The 20,446-nt window shown below is 64.7% G+C and carries 22 protein-coding genes, 1 tRNA gene, 2 pseudogenes and 1 other annotated feature; of the genes and pseudogenes, 22 read left to right on the top strand and 3 right to left on the bottom strand.

Going from position 1 to position 20,446, the window contains the following annotated elements:
* Nucleotides 1–48: 48 nt before the first annotated feature.
* The 20 genes from AC6IW9_RS13755 to AC6IW9_RS13850 all read left to right on the top strand — a co-directional run bounded on the left by AC6IW9_RS13755 (nucleotide 49) and on the right by AC6IW9_RS13850 (nucleotide 17,272).
* On the top strand, nucleotides 49–492 hold the full coding sequence (locus tag AC6IW9_RS13755; RefSeq protein ID WP_497764377.1) for an RrF2 family transcriptional regulator: 444 nt from the start codon (nucleotides 49–51) through the stop codon (nucleotides 490–492).
* A 296-nt stretch (nucleotides 493–788) separates the two neighbouring features.
* Entirely contained in the window at nucleotides 789–3,128 is a 2,340-nt protein-coding gene (locus AC6IW9_RS13760; RefSeq protein WP_497764378.1) for a DUF1549 and DUF1553 domain-containing protein, read from the top strand.
* A gap of 28 nt (nucleotides 3,129–3,156) precedes the next feature.
* Nucleotides 3,157–4,608: a DUF1501 domain-containing protein gene (locus tag AC6IW9_RS13765; RefSeq protein ID WP_497764379.1), complete on the top strand. Its 1,452-nt coding sequence runs from the start codon at nucleotides 3,157–3,159 to the stop codon at nucleotides 4,606–4,608.
* A gap of 140 nt (nucleotides 4,609–4,748) precedes the next feature.
* Nucleotides 4,749–5,162, top strand: a complete 414-nt coding sequence (locus AC6IW9_RS13770) for a hypothetical protein (RefSeq protein ID WP_497764380.1) — start codon at nucleotides 4,749–4,751, stop codon at nucleotides 5,160–5,162.
* 18 nt (nucleotides 5,163–5,180) lie between these two features.
* Entirely contained in the window at nucleotides 5,181–6,071 is an 891-nt protein-coding gene (locus AC6IW9_RS13775; RefSeq protein WP_497764382.1) for a dienelactone hydrolase family protein, read from the top strand.
* A gap of 9 nt (nucleotides 6,072–6,080) precedes the next feature.
* Nucleotides 6,081–6,596, top strand: coding sequence for a rhodanese-like domain-containing protein (locus tag AC6IW9_RS13780; RefSeq protein WP_497764384.1), 516 nt, complete (start codon nucleotides 6,081–6,083; stop codon nucleotides 6,594–6,596).
* Nucleotides 6,593–7,156 carry a peroxiredoxin gene (locus AC6IW9_RS13785; RefSeq protein ID WP_497764386.1) on the top strand — a complete coding sequence of 188 codons (564 nt, stop codon included), beginning with the start codon at nucleotides 6,593–6,595 and terminating at the stop codon, nucleotides 7,154–7,156. The genes AC6IW9_RS13780 and AC6IW9_RS13785 overlap by 4 nt, the downstream gene beginning before the upstream one ends.
* A gap of 26 nt (nucleotides 7,157–7,182) precedes the next feature.
* Nucleotides 7,183–7,680, top strand: coding sequence for a c-type cytochrome (locus AC6IW9_RS13790; RefSeq protein WP_497764388.1), 498 nt, complete (start codon nucleotides 7,183–7,185; stop codon nucleotides 7,678–7,680).
* A 15-nt stretch (nucleotides 7,681–7,695) separates the two neighbouring features.
* Nucleotides 7,696–8,436 carry a cytochrome b/b6 domain-containing protein gene (locus tag AC6IW9_RS13795; protein ID WP_497764389.1) on the top strand — a complete coding sequence of 247 codons (741 nt, stop codon included), beginning with the start codon at nucleotides 7,696–7,698 and terminating at the stop codon, nucleotides 8,434–8,436.
* A gap of 159 nt (nucleotides 8,437–8,595) precedes the next feature.
* Entirely contained in the window at nucleotides 8,596–9,327 is a 732-nt protein-coding gene (locus AC6IW9_RS13800; protein WP_497764390.1) for a hypothetical protein, read from the top strand.
* Nucleotides 9,328–9,364: 37 nt separating this feature from the next.
* Nucleotides 9,365–10,102, top strand: a complete 738-nt coding sequence (locus AC6IW9_RS13805; protein ID WP_497764392.1) for a MotA/TolQ/ExbB proton channel family protein — start codon at nucleotides 9,365–9,367, stop codon at nucleotides 10,100–10,102.
* The gene (gene tolR, locus AC6IW9_RS13810; protein ID WP_497764393.1) at nucleotides 10,083–10,523 is read left to right on the top strand and encodes a protein TolR; all 441 of its coding nucleotides are present in this window, start codon (nucleotides 10,083–10,085) and stop codon (nucleotides 10,521–10,523) included. The genes AC6IW9_RS13805 and tolR overlap by 20 nt, the downstream gene beginning before the upstream one ends.
* Before the next feature lie 114 nt (nucleotides 10,524–10,637).
* Nucleotides 10,638–11,012 (top strand): hypothetical protein, encoded by a 375-nt coding sequence (locus tag AC6IW9_RS13815; RefSeq protein WP_497764395.1) that lies wholly within the window; start codon nucleotides 10,638–10,640, stop codon nucleotides 11,010–11,012.
* A 270-nt stretch (nucleotides 11,013–11,282) separates the two neighbouring features.
* Nucleotides 11,283–11,660, top strand: a complete 378-nt coding sequence (locus tag AC6IW9_RS13820; protein WP_497764398.1) for a hypothetical protein — start codon at nucleotides 11,283–11,285, stop codon at nucleotides 11,658–11,660.
* A gap of 235 nt (nucleotides 11,661–11,895) precedes the next feature.
* Nucleotides 11,896–13,221 (top strand): D-alanyl-D-alanine carboxypeptidase family protein, encoded by a 1,326-nt coding sequence (locus tag AC6IW9_RS13825; protein WP_497764401.1) that lies wholly within the window; start codon nucleotides 11,896–11,898, stop codon nucleotides 13,219–13,221.
* Complete coding sequence (locus AC6IW9_RS13830; protein WP_497764403.1) at nucleotides 13,218–14,384, top strand: CobW family GTP-binding protein; 1,167 nt, start codon at nucleotides 13,218–13,220, stop codon at nucleotides 14,382–14,384. Before AC6IW9_RS13825 ends, AC6IW9_RS13830 begins: the two co-directional genes overlap by 4 nt.
* Nucleotides 14,385–14,509: 125 nt before the next feature.
* The gene (locus tag AC6IW9_RS13835) at nucleotides 14,510–15,256 is read left to right on the top strand and encodes a ComF family protein (protein WP_497772526.1); all 747 of its coding nucleotides are present in this window, start codon (nucleotides 14,510–14,512) and stop codon (nucleotides 15,254–15,256) included.
* 63 nt (nucleotides 15,257–15,319) lie between these two features.
* Entirely contained in the window at nucleotides 15,320–15,592 is a 273-nt protein-coding gene (gene grxC, locus AC6IW9_RS13840; RefSeq protein ID WP_497764406.1) for a glutaredoxin 3, read from the top strand.
* A 213-nt stretch (nucleotides 15,593–15,805) separates the two neighbouring features.
* Nucleotides 15,806–15,881: transfer RNA gene (locus tag AC6IW9_RS13845), tRNA-Phe, on the top strand.
* Between the two features lie 200 nt (nucleotides 15,882–16,081).
* A complete protein-coding gene (locus AC6IW9_RS13850) occupies nucleotides 16,082–17,272 on the top strand; it encodes a tyrosine-type recombinase/integrase (RefSeq protein ID WP_497764409.1) in 1,191 nt (396 codons plus the stop codon).
* 46 nt (nucleotides 17,273–17,318) lie between these two features.
* Here AC6IW9_RS13850 and AC6IW9_RS13855 read toward each other — a convergent pair whose 3' ends face one another.
* Together AC6IW9_RS13855 and AC6IW9_RS13860 are read right to left on the bottom strand one after the other, a co-directional pair.
* Complete coding sequence (locus AC6IW9_RS13855; RefSeq protein WP_497764411.1) at nucleotides 17,319–17,534, bottom strand: helix-turn-helix transcriptional regulator; 216 nt, start codon at nucleotides 17,532–17,534, stop codon at nucleotides 17,319–17,321.
* 128 nt (nucleotides 17,535–17,662) lie between these two features.
* Nucleotides 17,663–18,016, bottom strand: a pseudogene (locus AC6IW9_RS13860) (Ti-type conjugative transfer relaxase TraA); the annotation flags it as partial.
* Nucleotides 18,017–18,058: 42 nt separating this feature from the next.
* On the opposite strand from AC6IW9_RS13860, the pseudogene AC6IW9_RS13865 reads away from it, so the two are divergent.
* Nucleotides 18,059–19,352 (top strand): annotated as a pseudogene (locus AC6IW9_RS13865) (IS3 family transposase).
* Nucleotides 18,345–18,461: a sequence feature (AL1L pseudoknot), on the top strand. Its footprint overlaps the pseudogene before it by 117 nt.
* On the opposite strand, the gene AC6IW9_RS13870 reads toward AC6IW9_RS13865, so the two are convergent.
* Nucleotides 19,294–20,079 (bottom strand): ISAs1 family transposase, encoded by a 786-nt coding sequence (locus tag AC6IW9_RS13870; protein WP_497764413.1) that lies wholly within the window; start codon nucleotides 20,077–20,079, stop codon nucleotides 19,294–19,296. The pseudogene AC6IW9_RS13865 and the gene AC6IW9_RS13870 sit on opposite strands and share 59 nt — an antisense overlap.
* 25 nt (nucleotides 20,080–20,104) lie before the next feature.
* Here AC6IW9_RS13870 and AC6IW9_RS13875 point away from each other — a divergent pair, with 25 nt between their 5' ends.
* A complete protein-coding gene (locus tag AC6IW9_RS13875) occupies nucleotides 20,105–20,248 on the top strand; it encodes a hypothetical protein (RefSeq protein ID WP_497764415.1) in 144 nt (47 codons plus the stop codon).
* Nucleotides 20,249–20,446 lie beyond the last annotated feature (198 nt).

A 20,446-nucleotide genomic window follows, 5' to 3' on the forward strand; every position in this document is an offset into this window, starting at 1 on the left:
CGGTCTTGCGCCCATAGTCTATCATTTTTGTAGACGGGGAAGGGCGCTTTGCTGACAAAGAAGGGCAAATACGGCCTCAAGGCGATGGCGTATCTCGCGCGATTTCCGCCGGGACGCCCGGTGCCGGTGACGGAGATCGCGACCACCCAGAATATTCCCAAAAAATTCCTCGACGCGATCCTGTGCGAGCTGCGCAACTGCGGCTATGTCGTCTCGAAGATGGGAAAGGGCGGAGGATACACTCTCGCCCGTCCATCCGAACAGATCACCATCGGCGACATTATTCGCGCGCTCGACGGCCCTCTCGCCCCGCTCCCCTGCGCCAGCAGGACGAGCTACAAACCCTGTGACGACTGCGACGACGTCGAACGCTGCGCCGTGAGGCTCGTCATGCGAGACGCGCAGCGGGCCTTATCCGGCGTGCTCGACAATTACACGCTCGCACAAGCCTGTGAATTGGCCGACAACATCCCGCTCAGCTATGAAATTTGAGAGAGGAGCCATTCTCTCCCCGGCGGCTGCCCGGTCGCGAAGAACGCTCGATTCCCGCCGACGACTCGCATGGACGCGGGGCCGTCTTTTCGCGTCCTCTCCTCCTGTCCGCCTCTCAGGAGCGAGAGCGCGATTTTTTGTTATAATACCTACTTCATAGGTAGACATATTTCGAATTCGAGCCTAGAGTTCACCGACTGGCCCCGCAATTCGAGGCCTCGCCGTACAGCCGGCTGCGACCAATGTCGCCGAAGGAAATCGACGGCTTTTCAAAAACCCGATCGAGGTTGTCGCATATGACGAAGACCCTGAGACGATCAGCGTTCACCGTGTTGTTGTTGAGCGCCTCGGCGAGCGTCCTCGCCGTGGCCGACGAACAGAAGCCCCTCTCCCCGAGCGTCGCCGCCGAGTCGCCCTCGCGCCCGGCGAGACTACATTGGGCTTGGCAGCCGGTTCAGCCTCCCTCCGTCCCGAACGTCGATCAGAAGGAATGGGTCCGCTCTCCGCTGGACGCGTTCGTTCTTGCCAAAATCCGAGCCAACGGGCTGGCGCCGTCGCCGGAGGCGGATCGTGCGACGTTCATCCGCCGCGTGACGCTCGACGTCTGGGGCCTCATTCCGACTCCGGAGGAAGTGGCCGCTTTCGAAAACGACCAGAGCCCCGACGCCTATGCGAAGCTCGTCGACCGGCTGCTCGCTTCGCCGCGCTACGGAGAGCGTCAAGCCCGTCAATGGCTGGACCTCGCCCGCTACGCGGACAGCTCTGGATTCCAGAACGACACCACGCGACCGAACATGTTTCGCTATCGCGATTACGTGATCAAGGCCTTCAACGAGGACAAGCCCTATTCGCAATTCATTCGTGAGCAGATCGCCGGCGACGAGATCGCGCCGGGCGATCAGGACGTGCTCGTCGCGACGGGATTCCTCGCCGGCTATCCGGACAACAGCAATTCGCGCGATCTCGTGCAGCGCAAATATCAGATCACGACAGACATGACCGACACGGTCGGTCAGGCGATTCTCGGCACGACCGTCGGTTGCGCGCGCTGCCACAATCACAAGACCGACAAGTTCACGCAAAAGGACTATTTCTCTCTGCAGGCCTTCTTCGCCAACACCGCCTTCGACGAAAAAATTCCTGCCCGCAAAGGCGAGGTGGAGGCCACCTTCGAGAAGGATCGGGCGATCTACGACGAGGCGACCAAGGCGATCCGCGCCCGTCAGAAGGAGATCATCGATTCGGTCCGCGAGGCGGCGTACAAATATCACAAGGAACGGTATCTCACCGATAGCCGTGAATCGATCTTCAAGCCCAAGGACCAATGGACGCCGCTCGATCGCTGGGTCAATCACCGGCTCGAGGCCGTGACCACGGATCTCGAACTCGGCGCTTTCCTGCGCTATGTCGCCGACGACAAGTCCTCGCCCCAGCACAGCGAGGAGATCGTCAAGAAGGCGGAAGAATATCAGAAGCTCGCGCAGGAGCTGCGCAAATTCCAGAACCTGCGCCCGACCAAGGGCTCACTGAGCTACACCGCGGCGACCGAGCTCGGCCACAACGACTCGCCGCCGACCCATGTCCTCTTCGTCGGAAATCACGAAAAGCCGCTCGAGGAGGTGCAGCCCGCCTTTCCGGAGGCGATGACCAGCGAAAAGCCGAACATCAAGCCGACCGCGACCTCGTCCGGCCGACGCACAGCGCTCGCCGACTGGCTCGTGAGCGAGAAAAATCCGCTCACCGCGCGCGTCTTCGTCAATCGCGTGTGGAACCAATATTTCGGCAAGGGCATCGTCGGCACGGTGAGCGATTTCGGCAAGGCCGGCGACAAGCCGACCAATCAGGAGCTGCTCGACTTCCTGGCCTATAGTTTCGTGCAGGACGGCTGGAGCATCAAGAAACTGCATCGCGCAATTCTTCTCTCCTCCACCTATCGTCAGTCTTCCGCCTATCGCGAGGAGGTCGCCAAGGCCGATCCCGAGAACAAGCTCGTCGCCGTCTTCCCGCGCAAGCGGCTCGAGGCGGAAGAAATTCGCGACTCGATTCTCGTCGCTTCGGGCAAGCTGAACGAGCAAGTCGGCGGCCCGAGCGTGTTCCCGCCCATTCCCGCTAATCTGACCGGCGGCGGAAACTTCGCCTATGATCCGTCCTGGTCCACGGCCAAGGATCCGAACGACTTCAACCGCCGCAGCCTCTACATCTTCACGCGGCGCAGCCTGCCCTATCCGCTGCTCGAAACCTTCGACATGGCCAATCCGCAGCAGATTCACAGCAAGCGCGACGTGACGACGACGCCGCTGCAGGCGCTGACGCTCTACAACAGCGACATCGTCTTCAAATGGTCGCAGGCGCTCGCGGGACGCATCATCGAAGAGGCCGGCGCCGACGAATCGGCGCAGCTCGACAGGCTCTATCTCGTGCTGTTCGGCCGCAAGCCGTCGGATGCGGAGCGTGCGGCTCTCCTCGCTTTCCTCGACCGGCATCGCAATACCATTGCCGGCAAGGCGGAGGACGGCAAGCTGGCGCTGGCCCTGCCGATCGTGAAGGCCAAATTCGTGGATCCGTTGCGCGCTTCGGCCTTCGTCGATCTCGTGCACACGGTCGTGAACAGCAATGACTTCGTCTACCGCTTCTGAAGCGGCTCCCCGATAGGAGGGAATCGAGATGCTCATCAAGACTACACGTCGAGAATGGCTGCGCGGCGCAGCCTATGGGGTCGGCGGCTTCGCCGTCGGCGGAATGATGCCCGGCGGCGGCTGGTTCGGCGCGCCGCTGGCCAATGCGGCGGGTTTTGTCGATCCGCTCGCGCGCAAGGAGCCGCATTTCCCCGCCAAGGTGAAATCGGTCATCTGGCTGCATATGGACGGCGCGCCCAGCACGCTCGATCTCTATGACTACAAGCCCGAGCTCGAACGGCTCGCCGGACAGGATATTCCCGCCTCCTTCCTCGAAGGGATCAAGACCAGCACGCAGGGCGGCGTCGGCAAGCTGTTCGCTTCGAAGCGCACGTGGAAGCAATATGGCGAGAGCGGAGCCTGGTTCTCCGACTGGCTGCCCAATCTCGCGCAGCACGCCGACAAGCTCACTTTCATCAAGTCGAGCGTCACCATCGGCGCGACGCACGACATCTCGATCTTGAAGCTCAACACCGGCGATGTGAACCCCGGTCGCCCGTCGCTCGGCTCCTGGGTCGCTTATGCGCTCGGCGCCGCCAATCCCGATCTGCCGGCTTATGTCGTGCTCTATGGCGGAAAGCGCGAGCCGCGCGCCGGCTCGGTGAATTGGAGCTCGGGATTCCTGCCGGCCGTCTATCAAGGCACGGCGTTCCGTCCCGGCGCGCAGCCGATCCTCTATCAGGCGCCGCCGGAGCTGATCGGCCTGCAGCAGCAGCGCGAGAGCCTCGATCTGCTGAAGAGCCTCAATGATCTGCGCGCCGCCGCGCACCCGGAGGATTCCGAGCTCGCCGCGCGCACCAATTCCTATGATCTCGCCTATCGCATGGAGGCGACGGCGCCGGAGGCGGTCGATCTGTCGAAGGAGACCGCCGCGACCAAGGCGCTCTACGGCATCGACCAGGATGCGACGCAGGACATGGGCACAGTGCTGCTGCGCGCGCGCCGTCTCGTCGAACGCAATGTGCGCTTCGTTCACGTGATTTCGGGTCCGGTCGAGCAAGCTGGCGCCGACGATCAGAGCTGGGACGCGCATCGCCAGCTCGAGCAAAATCACTCGGCGCATACGCGCGCGATCGACAAGCCGGTCGCCGGCCTTCTCGCCGATCTCGAAGCGCGCGGCCTGCTCGATCAGACGCTCGTCGTGTGGACGTCCGAATTCGGACGGACGCCCTATGGTCAGAGCGGCGACGGACGCGACCATAATCCATGGGGCTATACGCAATGGCTCGCCGGCGCCGGAATCAAGCACGGCCTCACCTACGGCCGCACCGACGAACTCGGCTTGAAGACGGTCGAAAACCCGGTCGACACCTATGATTTGCATGCGACCGTGCTGCAACTGCTCGGGCTCGATCATCTGAAGACTGTCTATCATCGCGCCGGCCGCGCCGAGCGGCCGACCGTCGTCTACGGAAAAGTCGTCAACGACATTCTCGCATGAGCCGAAAGCCGGGAAGGAGCGACGGCGTCGTCCGCGCTCCTTCCCGCCTTCCCCCCAATTTGTTTCGCTTTCGATGGCGCGCCGCGCGGCGCGATCCATGACGAGAGGTCGCGTCGCCCAGTCTGGATGTTTGTTACGACATGAAAAATAAGGCAAGCTATCGCAACATGTTTCTACGCGTGGGGTGGGGCGTCCTGTTCCTCGCGAGTCCTGCGTTCGCGGAGTTGGATCTGCGTGATTACGACAACGATCTGATGCGCGATCTCGACAGGACCATCAAGTTCTTCGAGCCGGACATCACGGCCCAGAATGCGTCGGCCGCCAGGGAAGATGCGGCCATCTTGCTGGAAGGCTTCCACTATACGGAAGACTATTTCGGCAAGAAAGGCGTCGCGGACGCCGTGGCGATCTCCCGCGACGGCTCCAAGCTCGTCGATGCGGTGCTGCGCAATGTCGAAAAAGGCGATTTCGACGCTGCCGCCGCCGCCGCGCGCGACACGACGCAGGTCTGCAAATCCTGCCACGACCTCTACAAACCCCGCCTCGCCCGATGAACCAGAAGTGAGACACCCATGACGAGGAAGACCGCGAGAGATTTTCCGGCGGAAGTCCTGAAGCTGTTCGATTTGTTCGTGCATGGCGACATCGATCGGCGCGGTTTCGTCGAAGGCGCGAAGAAAGTCGCGATCGGCGCCGTGGCGGCCGGCGCTCTTCTCGACGAGCTGCTGCCGCGCTTCGCCGAAGCGGCGCAGGTCGACAAGGACGATCCGCGCATCGCCGGGAAGACGCTCGAAATTCCTTCGCCAGATGGATATGGAACGGTTAAGGGTCTTTTCGTCCATCCCGCTAAGGTCGACGGCAAGCTGCCGACCGTGCTCGTGGTTCACGAGAATCGCGGGCTCAATCCCCATATCGAGGATATCGCGCGCCGGCTCGCGCTCGAGAATTTCGTCGTCTTCGCGCCGGACGCGCTGACGCCGCTCGGCGGCTATCCCGGCGACGAGGACAAGGCGCGCGCGCTCTTTGCGACTCTCGACCAGGGCAAGACGCGCAACGACTTCATCGCCGCTTATGGCGCGCTGAAGAACTGCCCGATCGGCAATGGCAGGGTCGGCGCGATCGGCTTCTGCTACGGCGGCGGCGTCGTCAATTTTCTCGCGACGAAGCTCCCCGATCTCGCGGCGGCCGTGCCCTTCTATGGCGCGCAGCCCGCCGCGGAGGACGTGCCGAAGATCAAAGCGCCGCTGCTCATTCATTACGCCGGAAGCGACGATCGCATCAACGCCGGCTGGCCGGCCTATGAAGCCGCTTTGAAAGCCGCGGGAGCGAATTATCAGGCTTTCCTCTATCCGGACGTTCAGCACGGCTTCAACAACGACACGACGCCGCGCTACGATCAGGCTGCCGCCGCGCTCGCCTGGAAACGCTCCGTCGACTTCTTCAACGCCCGTCTTCGGGCTTGATCGCCACGCATGAGAAAGGTCGAACCGATGCGCGCGCCGACGCTGTTGCTCACCCTCCTGCTCTTCCCCGCGGCCGCCGCGGCCGCCGACAATCCGGCCCCGACCGCCGTCGCTGCGCCGGCCGTCACCCCGGCCAATGATCCCGCTTACACCTACAAGACGCTTCGCCTCAATCGTGCGGCCTTCGACGCGCTGCTCGCCAAGCCGGAAGATTTGCTGGTCCTCGACATCCGTCGCCCCGACGAGCTCACCAAGTTCGGCGGCTTTCCCGTCTATCTCAGCATTCAGACCGCCGGCGTGCAGAAGAACCTCTCCTATATTCCGCGCGACCGGCTCATCGTCACCGTGTCCAATCGCGCGCATCGCGCCGGAGCGGTCGGCGACATTCTGACCGGCCTCGGCTATCGCGTGGTCGGCGCGATCGGCGTCCTCGACTATCAGGACGAAGGCGGCGTCTTGACCAAGATCGCTCCGCCGCCGCCGAAGCCGACCAATGAAGCCGCGGCCACAGGAGGCGCCAAATGAGCACGCTCGGAAAAAAGACGATCTTCGCCGCGCTCTGCGCCATGCTTGCCGCGGAGCCGGCGCGCGCTGCGCTGAAACCCGGCGACCCGGCGCCGGATTTCACGGCCGCGGCGGCCATCGGCGGCAAGGATTTCTCGTTCTCGCTCGCGGATGCGCTGAAGAAGGGACCCGTGGTCCTCTATTTCTATCCAAAGTCCTTCACGAGGGGCTGCACGATAGAGGCGCATGAATTCGCCGACCAATATGAGAGCTTCGCTGCGGCGGGCGCGTCGCTCATCGGCGTCTCGGCGGACACGATCGAGACACAGCGCGAGTTCTCGACCAAGGAATGCCGCGACAAATTTCCGGTCGCCGCGGATCCGCAACTTTCCGTGATCGAAGCCTATGACGCCAAGCGCGGCGCGCCCTTGCAGAGCGGCGCGACGGTGTCGGATCGGATCTCCTATGTCGTGACTCCGGATGGAAAAGTGGCCTTGTCTCTGATCGACTCCGATCCTATCAAGCATGTCACGCAAACGCTCGATTTCGTGCGCCGATGGCGAGAGAGCCATGCGCGCTGATCATCGTCGATAAAGAAGGAAGCACCATGAGTTTGTCGTCGCACATTGCGCGCATCGCCGTCGTCGGAGGTCTGGTCGCGGCGGGCCAGGCGGTGTCCTCTTTCGCGCAGAACGCGCCCGCGGGCGGGCCTTCTTCCGCCAAGCAGGCGGTCGAAAATCGCCGCGCGGCTTTCACGCTGATCGGAAATTCGTTTCGCTGGTTCGGCGGCGTCGCCAGAGGCGCCGCGCCCTATGACGAAGCCGAGGCGACCAAGCGTGCGGCGCGCATCGCCTTTCTCGCCGATCAGTTCGACGACGAGTTTCCGCAGGACTCCAATCTCGGCGAGCCGGCGAGCAAGGCGACCGCGGATATCTGGACCGGTCGCGCCGACTTCGACAAGAAGCTCGCGAAATTCAAGGAGGACGCGCGCGCGTTTCAGGTGGCGGTCGGCAAGGAGAAGGGCGCGACCGATGGCTTCAAGGCCGCAGTCGCCTCTCTCGGCCAGGACTGCAAGGGCTGCCACGATGCTTACAAGGCGAAATAATCAGACAGACGACCAATGACCATCGTCGAGAACAAGCCCGAACTCCGCACGGCTCCGCGACCCGCGGACAAGCAACGGCTCGTGTGGGATCTGCCGGTGCGACTCGTGCATTGGTCCCTGGTCGTCTCGTTCGTCGGGGCTTTCGTCACCAATCGGCTCGGCGTCGCGTGGTTCGAATGGCATGTCCGTTTCGGCTATGCGGTTCTCGGTCTCGTCGCGTTTCGGATCATCTGGGGGATCGTCGGCACTAAGCACGCGCGATTTGCGAGCTTCGTCCGCGCTCCTTCCGAGACGCTGCGCTATGTGCGGCATCTCGTGCGAGGCGACGTCCCGAGTTTCGTCGGCCATAATCCTCTCGGCGCCCTCATGGTTGTCGCGCTCCTCGTCGGCCTCGGCGTCCATGCCGCTCTCGGACTCTTCTCGAACGACGAAATATTCAATACGGGGCCGCTCGCCGGCCGGATCGCCAAGGAAACGAGCCTCCTCCTGACGTCTTGGCATCGGCGCGGCTTCTATATCCTCGCCGCGGCGGTCGCCGTCCACATCGCCGCCGTGACGGCGCATGTCCTGTCGAAGCGCGACAATCTCGTGCGCGCGATGATCACCGGCCGCAAGCCGGCGAGCCACGTGCCTTTCGGCGAAGAGATTTCCGGCTCCCGCATCGCTTTCGCGATCGCCGCGCTGGCTTGCGTGATCGCGGCGTTCGAGGCCATGAGCTTGTTCGCCGTCGCCGATGCCGAAGCGGACTCCTTCTGAAGAATCGATCGTCGCGTAACGCGCCGCCGAGCGGGATCCTTCGCAGCCCGCCAAGTCGAGGGACGTTGCTGCTCATGCGGGGGAAATCGGCTATTTTCATATTGCGTCGATAGGAATTATAATGTTTAATGAAGATATATTCGCAATGAGGGTGGGCCAATGTCGTTAGCGACCGCATCCAGATACGCTCCAACATTCGAAGAACCGACGATCGGCCAACCTGCGTCCGGCGTGCAGGGTCTGCTGCAGCCCGACGCGCCGCGTCCCAATTATGTCGCGCGCGGCGTAGCGGTGGGACTCTATGCGGCGGCTCTCGTCGCGGTCGTCACGCTCGGCTTCAGAGCGGTCGACAATCCGGTCGAGGAAGAGAACGTCATCGAGCTCGCGCCCATGCCTGTCGAAGATCCGCCGCCCGACGAGCCGCCGCCGCCGGACGAGCCCGACCTTCCAGAGCCTCCTCCCCCGGAGCCGGAAGCGCTCGCTCCGCTGCCGGAGGTCAAGCCGCCGCCGCCGAAGCCGGTCGAAAAGCCGAAGCCGAAAGTCGAGAAGGAGCGCCCCCGGCAAGAGCCTCGTCCCGCGCCTGCGCTTCCCGCGGCCCGCGCTCCGGCGGCGTCTCCCGGCGCCACGCCCTCCGCGATCGCCAACCATTTCCATGGCTGCATGCAGCGCGCAGCGTCCAACGCCTATCCCGACTCCCAGGCGCCGCGCACGGCCCGCGTCGGCTATCGCGTGACGTTCAGCGCCTCGGGCTCGCTCCTCTCCTTTTCGATCACGCCGTCCGGAAACGCCGTCTTCGACGCCATCGCCAATCGTCTCGGCGCACGCTGCGCCTCCGTGCCGGCCCCGGGCAAGACAGTCAGCCTGCCCGGCTCCCTGACCTTCAGTCCCTAGCAGAAATTCGCCACTCCAACCCGAAAGGTCGCAATTCATGAGTGACGCCGCTTCCGCATCGACCGCTCTCGCGCACAGCCTGACGCCGGTCGAATTGTTCCTGCAAGCCGATCCGATCGTGAAGACCGTCATCGTGCTGCTCATCGTCGCCTCCGCCTGGGGCTGGACCGTGATCGCGGAAAAGCTCATCCGTCTCGGCGTGCTGCATCGCCGCGCGGCGCGGCTCGTCGAGAGCATCCAAGAGGGCCTGCCGGTCGCGAGCGTCGCGGAGACCTTCGGCGCCGCGTCGCCGCAAGATCCTCTGGTGCAGGTCTATCGCGCCATGGTCGACGAGCATTCCCGATCGTCCGACCTACAGCAGACCGAGGCGCAGCGCGACGCGCTGCAGGAGCGTGTGCATCGCGTCGGCCAGCTCGCCGCCGCCAATGCGCTCGATCATCTTCAGGCGCGGCTGCAGGGTCTCGCGACGATCGGCTCGGTCGCTCCCTTCGTCGGCCTGTTCGGAACCGTCTGGGGCATCATGAACTCGTTCCAGGGAATTGCCGCCTCGAACAACACCAGCCTCGCGGTCGTCGCGCCGGGCATCGCCGAAGCCTTGTTCGCCACGGCGCTCGGACTCGTCGCCGCCATCCCGGCCGTGATCTTCTACAATCGCATCAGCGGCGACATCGGCGCCTATGGCAAGCGCCTCACCTCCTTCATCGGCGTCTTCGAAGTGGAGCTGTCCCGTCAACTCTCGCGCAAGGGAGACCGCAATGGCCTTCGCGCTGCGTAAGCACGATTCCGAGTTCGATCCCGCGCCGATCGCGGACATCAATGTCACGCCGCTCGTCGATGTGATGCTCGTTCTGCTCATCGTCTTCATGGTGGCCGCGCCGCTGATGACCTCTGGTGTTCCCGTCGATCTGCCGAAGACGCAGGCCAAGCAGCTCGACGACCAGCAGCCGCCGATCGTCGTGAGCGTCGACGCCAATGGCGTGTTCTTCGTCGACAAGCGCGAAGCCGGCAATAATGACGGCCTCCTCGCTCTGCTCGAAGAGGCGAGCAGCCGCAACAAGGACCGTCGCGTCCACCTCAGGGCCGACAAGGCGGTTCCCTACGGCAAGGTCGCCGAGGCGATGGGGATCGTCAGCGCCGCCGGCTACTCCAAGGTCGCGCTCGTGTCCGAAGCGGCGAGGAGCGCAGCGTCTCGCTGAGCTCCGGCCTCGTCCAGACGGTCCCTCCCATGATTCTATGGAGATGCGAGCGATAGGAATAGATTGCGCCTCCGACGACGCTGCCCACGGCGTCGAGGAGGCCAATCGCCCGTCATGCTGTCGCACAAAGCAAAATATGATCTGAAAGCGCTCATGCGCCTCGCGGGCGCCGAAGACCGGAGTCTCGCAGGGGATATCGCGAGAAACAACAACATTCCGAGAAAATTTCTCGACGCAATTCTCGTCGAGCTCGGAAACGCTGGAATAATCAACAGCAAAGAGGAAGCACGGGCGGCTATTTGCCGACGCGCCCGTCGGACGGGTATTCGTATTCTTGGCGCCCATTGCCTGCGCCAGCAAGACGGCCTATCGGCGCTGCGCCGATTGCTCCGACGAGGGACGCTTGCGCCGTCCACGACATCACGCCGGATGTTCGTGAGTCATCGCCCTCATTCTCGATCACACCAGCATCGCGTCGCTGCGCAATAGGGGCGGCGGCGAAGCGAGAGAGTTACGCCGATCGGAGCTTTCATGAACGTCCGCTCGATCTGGCGAGGAGCCGGTCTGCCGACGGCCTCGGCGGAGCCGAGCAGCGCGTGACGACGCCGATGGAAACAATGGCCGGGTTTCCCGAGTGCGCCCCCGTGGTATCGTCAAGCTCTGGACACCCGCTGCTCGGCTCTGATAATACGGTAGGAAAGCGCGCGCCTATCGTTCTTTCGACACGTTATCAAAACCGCCGATTCCGAGGATCGCATCATGAAAGCGGCAGTCATTGCATCGTGTCTCATCGGAATTTCCAGCTCTTCCCTCGCGCAGTCGCTGTTCGAAGGCTTCGGCGGGCCGGAACAGCCCGTGCAGTGCGGGACCTCGCCGGAGGAGAAACAATGGAGGGCGATCGTGGCCCGCCAGCTTCGCGAGCGCACGCCCAGGCTCAATCTCGGACCCGGGCGGGTGTTCATTCAATTCGATGTCGATTATGCCGGGCGCATCTCAAAAATTGCTTTCGAAAAATATGACAGCAATGCTCAGGCCCTCGTCGCCGCCAGCGTGGTCACCTCGCTGAAACTGCCGCCGCCGCCGGAGTCCGTCGAGAGACGCTGTCGCTCCTTCATGCAGCGGTTCTACTTCCATTGAACCTCCGCGGGCTCGCGGAACGCGGCCGAGCCGCCGCCGCTCCGCGATCGCGACAATTCGACGCCTCGAACGTAATAACCCTTGTCGATAACTAGCGATCCTTCGCCCGCGCCGCCTCCCGCGCCGTGCGTCGCGCCACATTTCGTTCCTATTTGGACCATTCCGGGATCGGGATTATGGTTCGATCCGCACTGCGGCCAGCCGGGCTCAAGCTCGGAGCCGGGCAGGGGATGACATGCACGCGAGAGAGACCCGCCGTTTCATATTCGTCCTTTGCGCTTCGGTCGCCGCCACAGCGGCGCAGGCGGCGCCGTCGGTGGTGATCGACGTGGCCTCGGGACAGATCCTCGAGCAGGATCAGGCGACGCAGTCCTGGTATCCCGCGTCGCTCACCAAGCTCATGACCGTCTATGTGGCGCTCGACGCCGTGCGCGCCGGCCGCATCTCCTATGAGACGCCGCTCGTCGTCTCGCCGCGCGCCGTGTCCATGGCGCCCTCCAAGATGGGCTTCCCGCCGGGCTCCGAGGTGACGCTGCGCAACGCCCTCGTCATGCTGATGGTGAAATCGGCCAATGACGTCGCCGTCACCATCGCCGAGGGCGTTTCCGGCTCGGTCGAGGCCTTCGCGGACGAGATGAATCGCGCCTCGGCCAGGCTCGGCATGCGCGAATCCTATTGGGTCAATCCCAACGGCCTGCCGGACGAGCGGCAGGTCACCTCGGCGCGCGATCTCGCCATTCTCGGCCGCGCGCTGCTCGTCGAATTTCCGGAATCGGCCGCCTTCTACAACATCGGGGCGATGAAGTTCGGTAGCCAGATTCACCCGACCCACAACGGCCTGCTCGGCCGCTATCCGGGCGCCGACGGCATGAAGACCGGCTTCACTTGTCCGGCCGGCTATAATCTGGTGGCGAGCGCCACCCATGGCGGGCAGAAGCTCATCGCCGTCGTGCTCGGCGCGCCCTCGGCGGCGGCGCGCACGGCCAAGGCGGCCTCGATTCTCGATCGCGCCTTCCAGACCGGCTCGCCCTCGGGCTCGCTCGTTTCGCTGCCGACCTTCGGCGTCGCGGCGGCGCCCGATATGCGCGACAGCGTCTGCCGCCATCGCGGCAGAGCCAGCGCGGAGTTCATGGCCGAAGTCGAGGACATGACGATCGCCATCCCGCACGAGAACGGCGCGACCGAGGCGGTCGATGTGAAGACCATCGCGCAATTGCCGCGGCCGCGCTTCGAGCCGACGCCCGTGCGCCTCGGTCGCGAGCCGGGCTATGCGGGCCCGGTCGCCGGCCCGCGCGACCCGGGCTCGCCGGTCGGCTCGCCCTCGACCGTCACCGCCTTCGCGCCCGAGAAGCCGGCGGTCCGCCCTTCGCCGATCGGCCGGCCCGCGCCGGACGCGCTGTCGCTGCGCCGCCCCGCCGGACTCAAGGCTGTCGCCCATGCCAAAGGACCCGCCGGCAAGGCGCACGCGCCGGCGGCCAAGGCGCGATCCTCGAAATCCGTCGCAACCAAGGCCGACAAGCGGGCGGTCGGCGACAATGAGCCGAAGAAAACCGATCGATGACCTCCCCACGCGAGCGCCGGCCGCCGCCGCCCATTCCGCTCACCATCCTCACCGGCTTCCTCGGCGCCGGTAAGACGACGCTGCTCAACCGCCTGCTCGCCGCGCCGGAGTTCGCCGACACGCTCGTGCTCATCAACGAGTTCGGCGAGGTCGGCATCGATCATCTGCTCGTCGAGACTGTCGAGGGCGACATGATCGTGATGAGCTCGGGTTGCGTCTGCTGCACGATCCGCGGCGATCTCGTCGCAGCGCTCGAGGACGCGCTGCGCAAGCTCGACAACGGCCGCATCCGTCCCTTCCGGCGTATCGTGCTGGAGACGACCGGCCTCGCCGATCCGGCGCCGATCCTCCACACGATCATGTCCCATCCTTACCTGATCCTGCGCTATCGGCTGGACGGGGTGGCGACGCTCGTCGATGCGGTCAATGGCGAGGCGACGCTCGACGCGCATGAGGAGGCGGTCAAGCAGGCCGCGGTCGCCGACAGGCTGGTGATCACCAAGACCGACACGCTCGAGGGAGAGGCGCGTCTCGCTGCGCTCGACGAACGTCTGGCGCGGCTCAATCCGGCTGCGCGCCGTCTCGTCGCCGCGCGCGGCGAGGCGACCGCGGCCGCGCTGCTCGACTGTGGGCTTTATGACGCGTCGGGGAAAATTCCGCAGGTCGCGCGTTGGCTCAATGACGAGGCGGTGGCGGCCGCGCGTGAACGCGACCATCGTCACGATCACGACCATCATCACAATCATCATCGCGAGCACGCCCATGGCGATGTGAATCGCCACGACGATCACATCCGCGCCTTCTGCGTCGCGAGCGAGACGCCGCTCTCGCCGCAGGCTTTCGACATGTTCGTCGAAATCCTGCGCCAGGCGCATGGCCCCAATCTCCTGCGCGTGAAGGGAATCATCGGTCTGACCGATGATTGCGAGCGGCCCGTCGTCGTTCACGGCGTGCAGCACATGTTCCATCCTCCGCATCGCTTGGCGGGCTGGCCGGACAGCGACCGCCGCACGCGCCTCGTCTTCATCGTCAAGGATCTCGACGAGAGCTTCGTCTCGAGGCTCTATGCCGCCGTGGCGGGCGTTCCGGCGCCGGGCGCGCCCGACGCCGCCGCCCTCGCCGACAATCCGCTCGCGCCGAAAAAGGCGGGGCTGCTGGGCTGACGCCCTCGCGCCGGAAAAGACGTCATGAGCGTAACATTCGCTGCGAACGCTCTGCGGCATCGCGTTGTGGTCCTGCGATTCTTCTCTGCTACGCCCGCCGCGCGCGGCCTGGGCGCTTCCGCGTGATGCGGCTCTCCGCCCTTCTTCGCTCGGCGGGCCGCGCGCTGCTCGATATCGTCTATCCGCCCGTGTGCCTCGTCTGCCGCGAGGCGGTGGCGAGCCATGACGCGCTGTGCCCAGCCTGCTGGGGCGAGATGGGCTTCATCGAACGGCCCTTCTGCGAGCGGCTCGGCCTTCCCTTCGACCGCGACCTCGGCGCCGGCGCGATCTCGCTCTCGGCCAGCGCCGATCCGCCGGTGTTCGCGCGGGCGCGCGCCGTCGCCCGCTTCGACAGCGACAAGGCGCGCAGCCTCACGCATCGGCTGAAATATTACGACCGCCTGGAGCTGGCCGAACCGATCGGACGATGGATGGCGCGGGCCGGCGCGGAACTGCTCGCGGAGGCGGATCTTCTCGTCCCCGTTCCGCTGCACCGGCTGCGGCTCGCCTCGCGCCGGTTCAATCAATCGGCGGCGCTGGCGCGGGTCGTCTCGCGCGAGAGCGCGGTGCCGGTCGAGACCTCGGCGCTGGAACGCATTAAGCCGACGCCGCCGCAGGTCGGCCTGTCGCGCACGCAGCGCGCCGTCAATATGCAGGGGGCCTTCCGGCTGAACCAGGAGAAGGCCGCCGCCGTCCACGGCCGAAACATCGTGCTGGTCGACGACGTGCTCACCACCGGCGCCACCGCCAACGCCGCGGCCCGCGTCTTGCTGAGGGCGCGGGCGGCGCGTGTCGATGTGCTGGTGTTCGCGCGCGTCGTCGACGCCGCATGACCCGAACGGCGTTGAAATCACGCCTGCAGCGCTTATAAGAACGCGGGAGGTCACGGAACCGTCATGCCGCAGATCGTCATCTACACTACCTCGACCTGCCCCTATTGCCGCGCGGCCAAGCAGCTGCTCGAGCTGAAGAAGGTCGACTATGAGGAGATCTCCGTGGAGGGCGAGCCGGCCAAGCGCGCCGAGATGAGCCGGCTCGCGGAAGGGCGCAGCACCGTTCCGCAGATTTTCATCGACGGGCGGCCCATCGGCGGCTGCGACGATCTCTATGCGCTGGAGTCGGCCGGCGAGCTCGACCCTCTGCTGGCGGCGAGCGAGCAGGCGTCGTGATCCGCTGTTCGTTCGAGCGCCCGACACAGGTTTCGAGCGCTGGTTCAGAGCGAGGCGCAGGCGCTGATCGGGGAGAGAATCGAGATTCTGCCGATCCCGGACTCTTCGACGCCATCGAGGGCTGCGGAACCGATCGAAATCTCGCGCGCGGGACTGGACAAGGGCGATCGCCCTTTCTATAAGGCCGCACTCTGGCGTCCCCGCGGCGCCGACGCCCAGGTAGCTCAGTTGGTAGAGCATGCGACTGAAAATCGCAGTGTCGGTGGTTCGATTCCGCCCCTGGGCACCATTACCCTAAGCTCCCGGTATCCCAGAACGTCTCAGCCAGCCTCATAGCACCTTGAGACTATTATAGAATTTCAGCTCATGACGCCTTCCGCCGTCTCAATCGGCATCTTCGGATATCGCCCGATCTCATGAATTTGTTGGCCTTGATGTTGGCCTCGCCCTGGTATCTGCTGGCCCGAGGCCAACAGCCGGGAGGCGTCAATGCCCCTGACAGATACAGCGTGCCGCGCCGCCAAGGGCCGGGAGACGGAATACAAGCTCTCCGACGGCGGCGGGCTCTACCTCCTTGTGAAGCCGAGCGGCGCGCGGCTCTGGAACCAGGCATACCGGTTCAGCGGTAAGCAGAAGAAGCTCTCCCACGGCGCCTATCCCTCCGTTCCCCTCGTCGAGGCGCGGCGGCTGCGCGACGAAGCCAAGAAGCTGTTGGCCTCGGGAGTCGATCCTGGGGCCAACAAGAAGGCTGCGAAACTGACCGCCGTCATCTCGGCGACGAACACCTTCGGGGGCGTGGCCGAGGAATATCTGCAACGCATCGAGGACGAGGGCGCCGCCGCGTCCACCATCACGAAGAACCGGTGGCTGCTCGTCGATCTTGCCGGCCCCGACCTTGGCGCCCGACCAATCGCGGATATCACCCCGGCGGAAATCCTCGCGTTGCTGCAACGGATCGAACGCAGCGGGCGCCGGGAGACGGCGCGGCGGCTGCGTAGCCTGATCGGCACCGTCTTCCGGCTGGCTGTCGCTACGCTGCGGGCCAAGGACGATCCGACTCTCCTGCTGCGCGGCGCCCTGATGGCGCCGAAGGTGCAGCATCGGGCAGCAATCACCGACGAGAAGCATCTCGGTGCGCTTTTGGTGGCCATAGACGCCTATGACGGCTGGCCGACTCTCCGGTGCGCTCTTCAATTCACCGCGCTGACGTTCGCCCGCCCCGGCGAGGTCCGCGGCGCCACATGGGCGGAAATCGACGCGGAGGAGGCAATCTGGCGCATCGACGGCGCCCGCACCAAGGTTCGCCGGCCACATGACGTGCCGCTCTCGCGACAAGCGCTCGATGTGCTGCGCGAGGTGAAAGAGGTCGCCGGCAGGAGCACGCTCGTGTTCCCTTCTATCCGCTCCAATGCCCGCCCCCTGTCGGAGAACGCCATGAATGCCGCGCTGCGGCGCATGGGCTTTACACAGGATGAGATGACCGCGCACGGCTTTCGGGCGGCTGCAAGCTCGATATTGAACGAACGGGGTTTCCGGTCCGACGTGATCGAGGCCGCGCTCGGGCATCAGGATCAGAACGAAATCCGGCGCGCCTACAACCGGGCGAGCTATTGGCCAGAACGAATCGAGCTGATGCGGGCATGGTCAGACTGCATTGAAAAATTGAAACGAACGCCTTGACGAAAGACCTCGCTGATCGTGCACTGAATGTAAGGGCGCGCTGGCCTCACTGACCATCATCGACCTCTTCCACCGGCCGCCACGAAAGGGGGTTGGCGACCCAGCGGTCGATTTCGGATTCATGCCAGCCCGCGCCGTTGGCGCTGATTTTGATCTGTGCGGGGAAGGTGCCCTCGGCGATCTTTCGGTAAATGGTGGACCGGGAAAGGCCGGTCCGAGTGAGGACGGTTCTCAGGCGGATGATACGGTCTGGTTGGCGCACGGTTGCCTCGACTTCTGCAGGCTTTGTCTGACTGCTCCCGAGCCAGACAGGACAAGGATTTATCGCCGTGCAAGAGGGTTTTACGCGCCGTCGCAGCGTGGCGCGCCGGCGGCGGAAAATAGGCGGGGTCAAAGTCCGATGTTCCGGCCTCTACCGAGGTTGATGCCTTGACTGAAGGCGAGTTCCAATCCGAGTCGGCGGCCCGATTCGACCCCGATGCCGAGGTCTCGCTTGCGGCCGGCGAGGACCGATTCGAGCTGCGGATCGCGTTCGAGGCTCTGCGCCATGTCGCCCATCGCCGATCGCGTGGCCTTGTAGCCGGACATGTCGGCCGCCTGATACTGGCGTTGGCTGGTCTGGCCGAGTTCCCGCCAGCGTTCCACGAAGCGATCGGCGCGGCGCTGCGGATCGGTGCGCAGTTCGGTTTCGAGCTGTAGGGCGCGGATGGCGCGGGCGGTGCGCCCCATGGCCGCTTGAACCGCCCCGGGTATGCCGGAGGCCCCAACTCTTGAGAGACTGAGGTCATGGAAGCAAAGAAGACGACGAACAAATTTTCATCTGAGGTCCGCGAACGGGCGGTGCGGATGGTTCAGGAGCATCGCGGCGAATATCCGTCGGAATGGGCGGCGCTGAACTCGATCGCCTCGAAGTTCGGCTGCACCGGGGAGACGCTGCGCAGTGGGTCCGGCAAGGGGAGCGCGACGCCGGATCGCGCGCCGGTCTGACGACCGACGAAGGGGCGCGCTTAAAGGCGCTGGAGCGGGAGAACCGCGAACTCCGGCAGGCCAACGAGATTTTGCGCAAGGCGTCGGCCTATTTTGCCCAGGCGGAGCTCGACCGCCGGTCGAAGCCATGATCGCCTTCATCGACGAGAACCGCGACAGCTACGGGGTCGAGCCGATCTGCGAGGTCTTGCCGATCGCCCCGTCCAGCTATCGGACGCATGCTGCGGCGCAGCGGCGTGATCCCTCGAAGCGCTCAGTGCGGGCGCGGCGCGACGCCGGGCTCACCGAGAAGATCCGCCGCGTTTTCGCGGAGAATTTTTCGGTCTACGGCGCCCGAAAGGTGTGGCGGCAATTGCGGCGCGAGGGCGAGGATGTCGCGCGCTGCACGGTGGAGCGGCTGATGCGGCGCATGGGCTTGCAGGGCGTCGTGCGCGGCAAGGCGATCAAGACGACGGTGAGCGACAAGAAGACGCTTTGCCCGCAAGACAAGGTGAACCGGCAGTTTGCGGCGGATCGGCCGAACCGGCTGTGGGTGGCGGACTTCACCTATGTCGCGACCTGGCAGGGCTTTGTCTATGTGGCCTTCGTCATCGATGTCTTTGCTCGGCGGATCGTCGGCTGGCGCGTCTCGCGTTCGGCGAAGACGCCCTTCGTGTTCGACGCGCTCGAACAGGCGCTGCATGATCGCCGGCCTGTTCGCGGCGGTCTCGTGCATCACTCGGACCGAGGCGTGCAATATGTCTCTATAAAATACACGGAGCGCCTCGCCGACGCTGGCGTCGAGCCGGCCGTCGGCAGCGTCGGCGACTCTTACGACAATGCGCTCGCCGAAACGATCAACGGGCTCTACAAGGCCGAGGTGATCTGGCGATGCGGACCGTGGCGCAGCCTCGAGCAGGTCGAGTTCGCCACGCTCGAATGGGTGGACTGGTTCAACAACAAGAGACTGCTGGAGCCGATCGGAAACATCCCCCCGGCCGAAGCCGAAGCGCGCTACTATGCGCAGATCAAAGAGCACGCCATGGCGGCGTGGCTCAAACAAAACGGCCTCCGGCAAACCCGGGGCGGTTCAAGAGGCGCCTCAAGCGCATGACCGCCGCCTGGGACGACGACTTCCTCGCAAGCCTCGTCGCAGCCTGAAATCCTTCACCCGATTCCCCTGGCCGCAGACCAGTGCGCAATCCTAAATCGTTAAGCGGCGAACAAGGTTGTGCGGCAAGTGGGGTCGACGCAGGCGCGCAGCGCTTTCGGCGCATGGAGCCCTTGGTCTTGTCGGCCTCGAGGATGTTGAAGGCGGCGTGTCGGATCACGGCGAAGTTCACGGGCGAATGATCCTTGCGCGTGCGGCAGCGGTCCTCGTCGAAGATCACGTCCATCGTCCAATGGAGGTTGTTCTCGATCGCCCAGTGGGCGCGCACTGCGGCCGAGAGAGCTTGCAGGTCCGGCTCGAACGACGAAATATAGAACCGCGTCTCGACGCTTTCCGCGCCGGTTCTCTTGTCGAGGCGCCGCGAGGTGATCGCCACGAGAGAGCGCAGGCTCTTCCACTCCGGGTGGCTTTTGGCGAGCCAGGCGGCGTCGGTGGCGCTGCACGGGCGCTCCTCGATGCGTCCGTGGCCCGCGCCGATGTCGGTCTCGCGCGCGCATGTGGCGGCGCAGGCCGGGTCGGCGAAGAACAACCTTGCGTCGTCATGCAGGCTCGTCTGATTGCCTTTGAGCGCGAGCACATAGTCCGCGCCCTTCTCGACGATGCGCGCGGCGATGGCCTTCTGCGTCTCCACGGCGTCGACGGAGACGATCGCGCCTTTGATGTCGAGCATATCCACTTCGTCTCGTGGCTCGGCATTGACCAAGACGCCGGCCGAGGTCATCGCCATCGACGGCAAGATCTCGCACCGCTCCTATCAGGAGAAGGGCGCGAAGGAGCACCGCCGCCAGCTCGTTCAGATCGACGCTGCGCACCTGCAAAGCCGTCACGATCAGCAGTGACAATCCCTCGCGCTGCTTCTTGTCCTGCCGAAGGAAGCCGCGCCGAGAGCTCCTTGCCGATCGCCGTCGCGATTTGCGCCCCGCGCATCCACCTGTCTCCGCCGAAGCAAAGGCGGATTCCGCGAATCACATCGGGATTCCTCAGGGCAAGAGATTTTTTGATGGGTGGTGAGACGTGCGTCTCTTCCGTCTTGCCCC

The organism is Methylosinus sp. shoA, assembly GCF_059718125.1.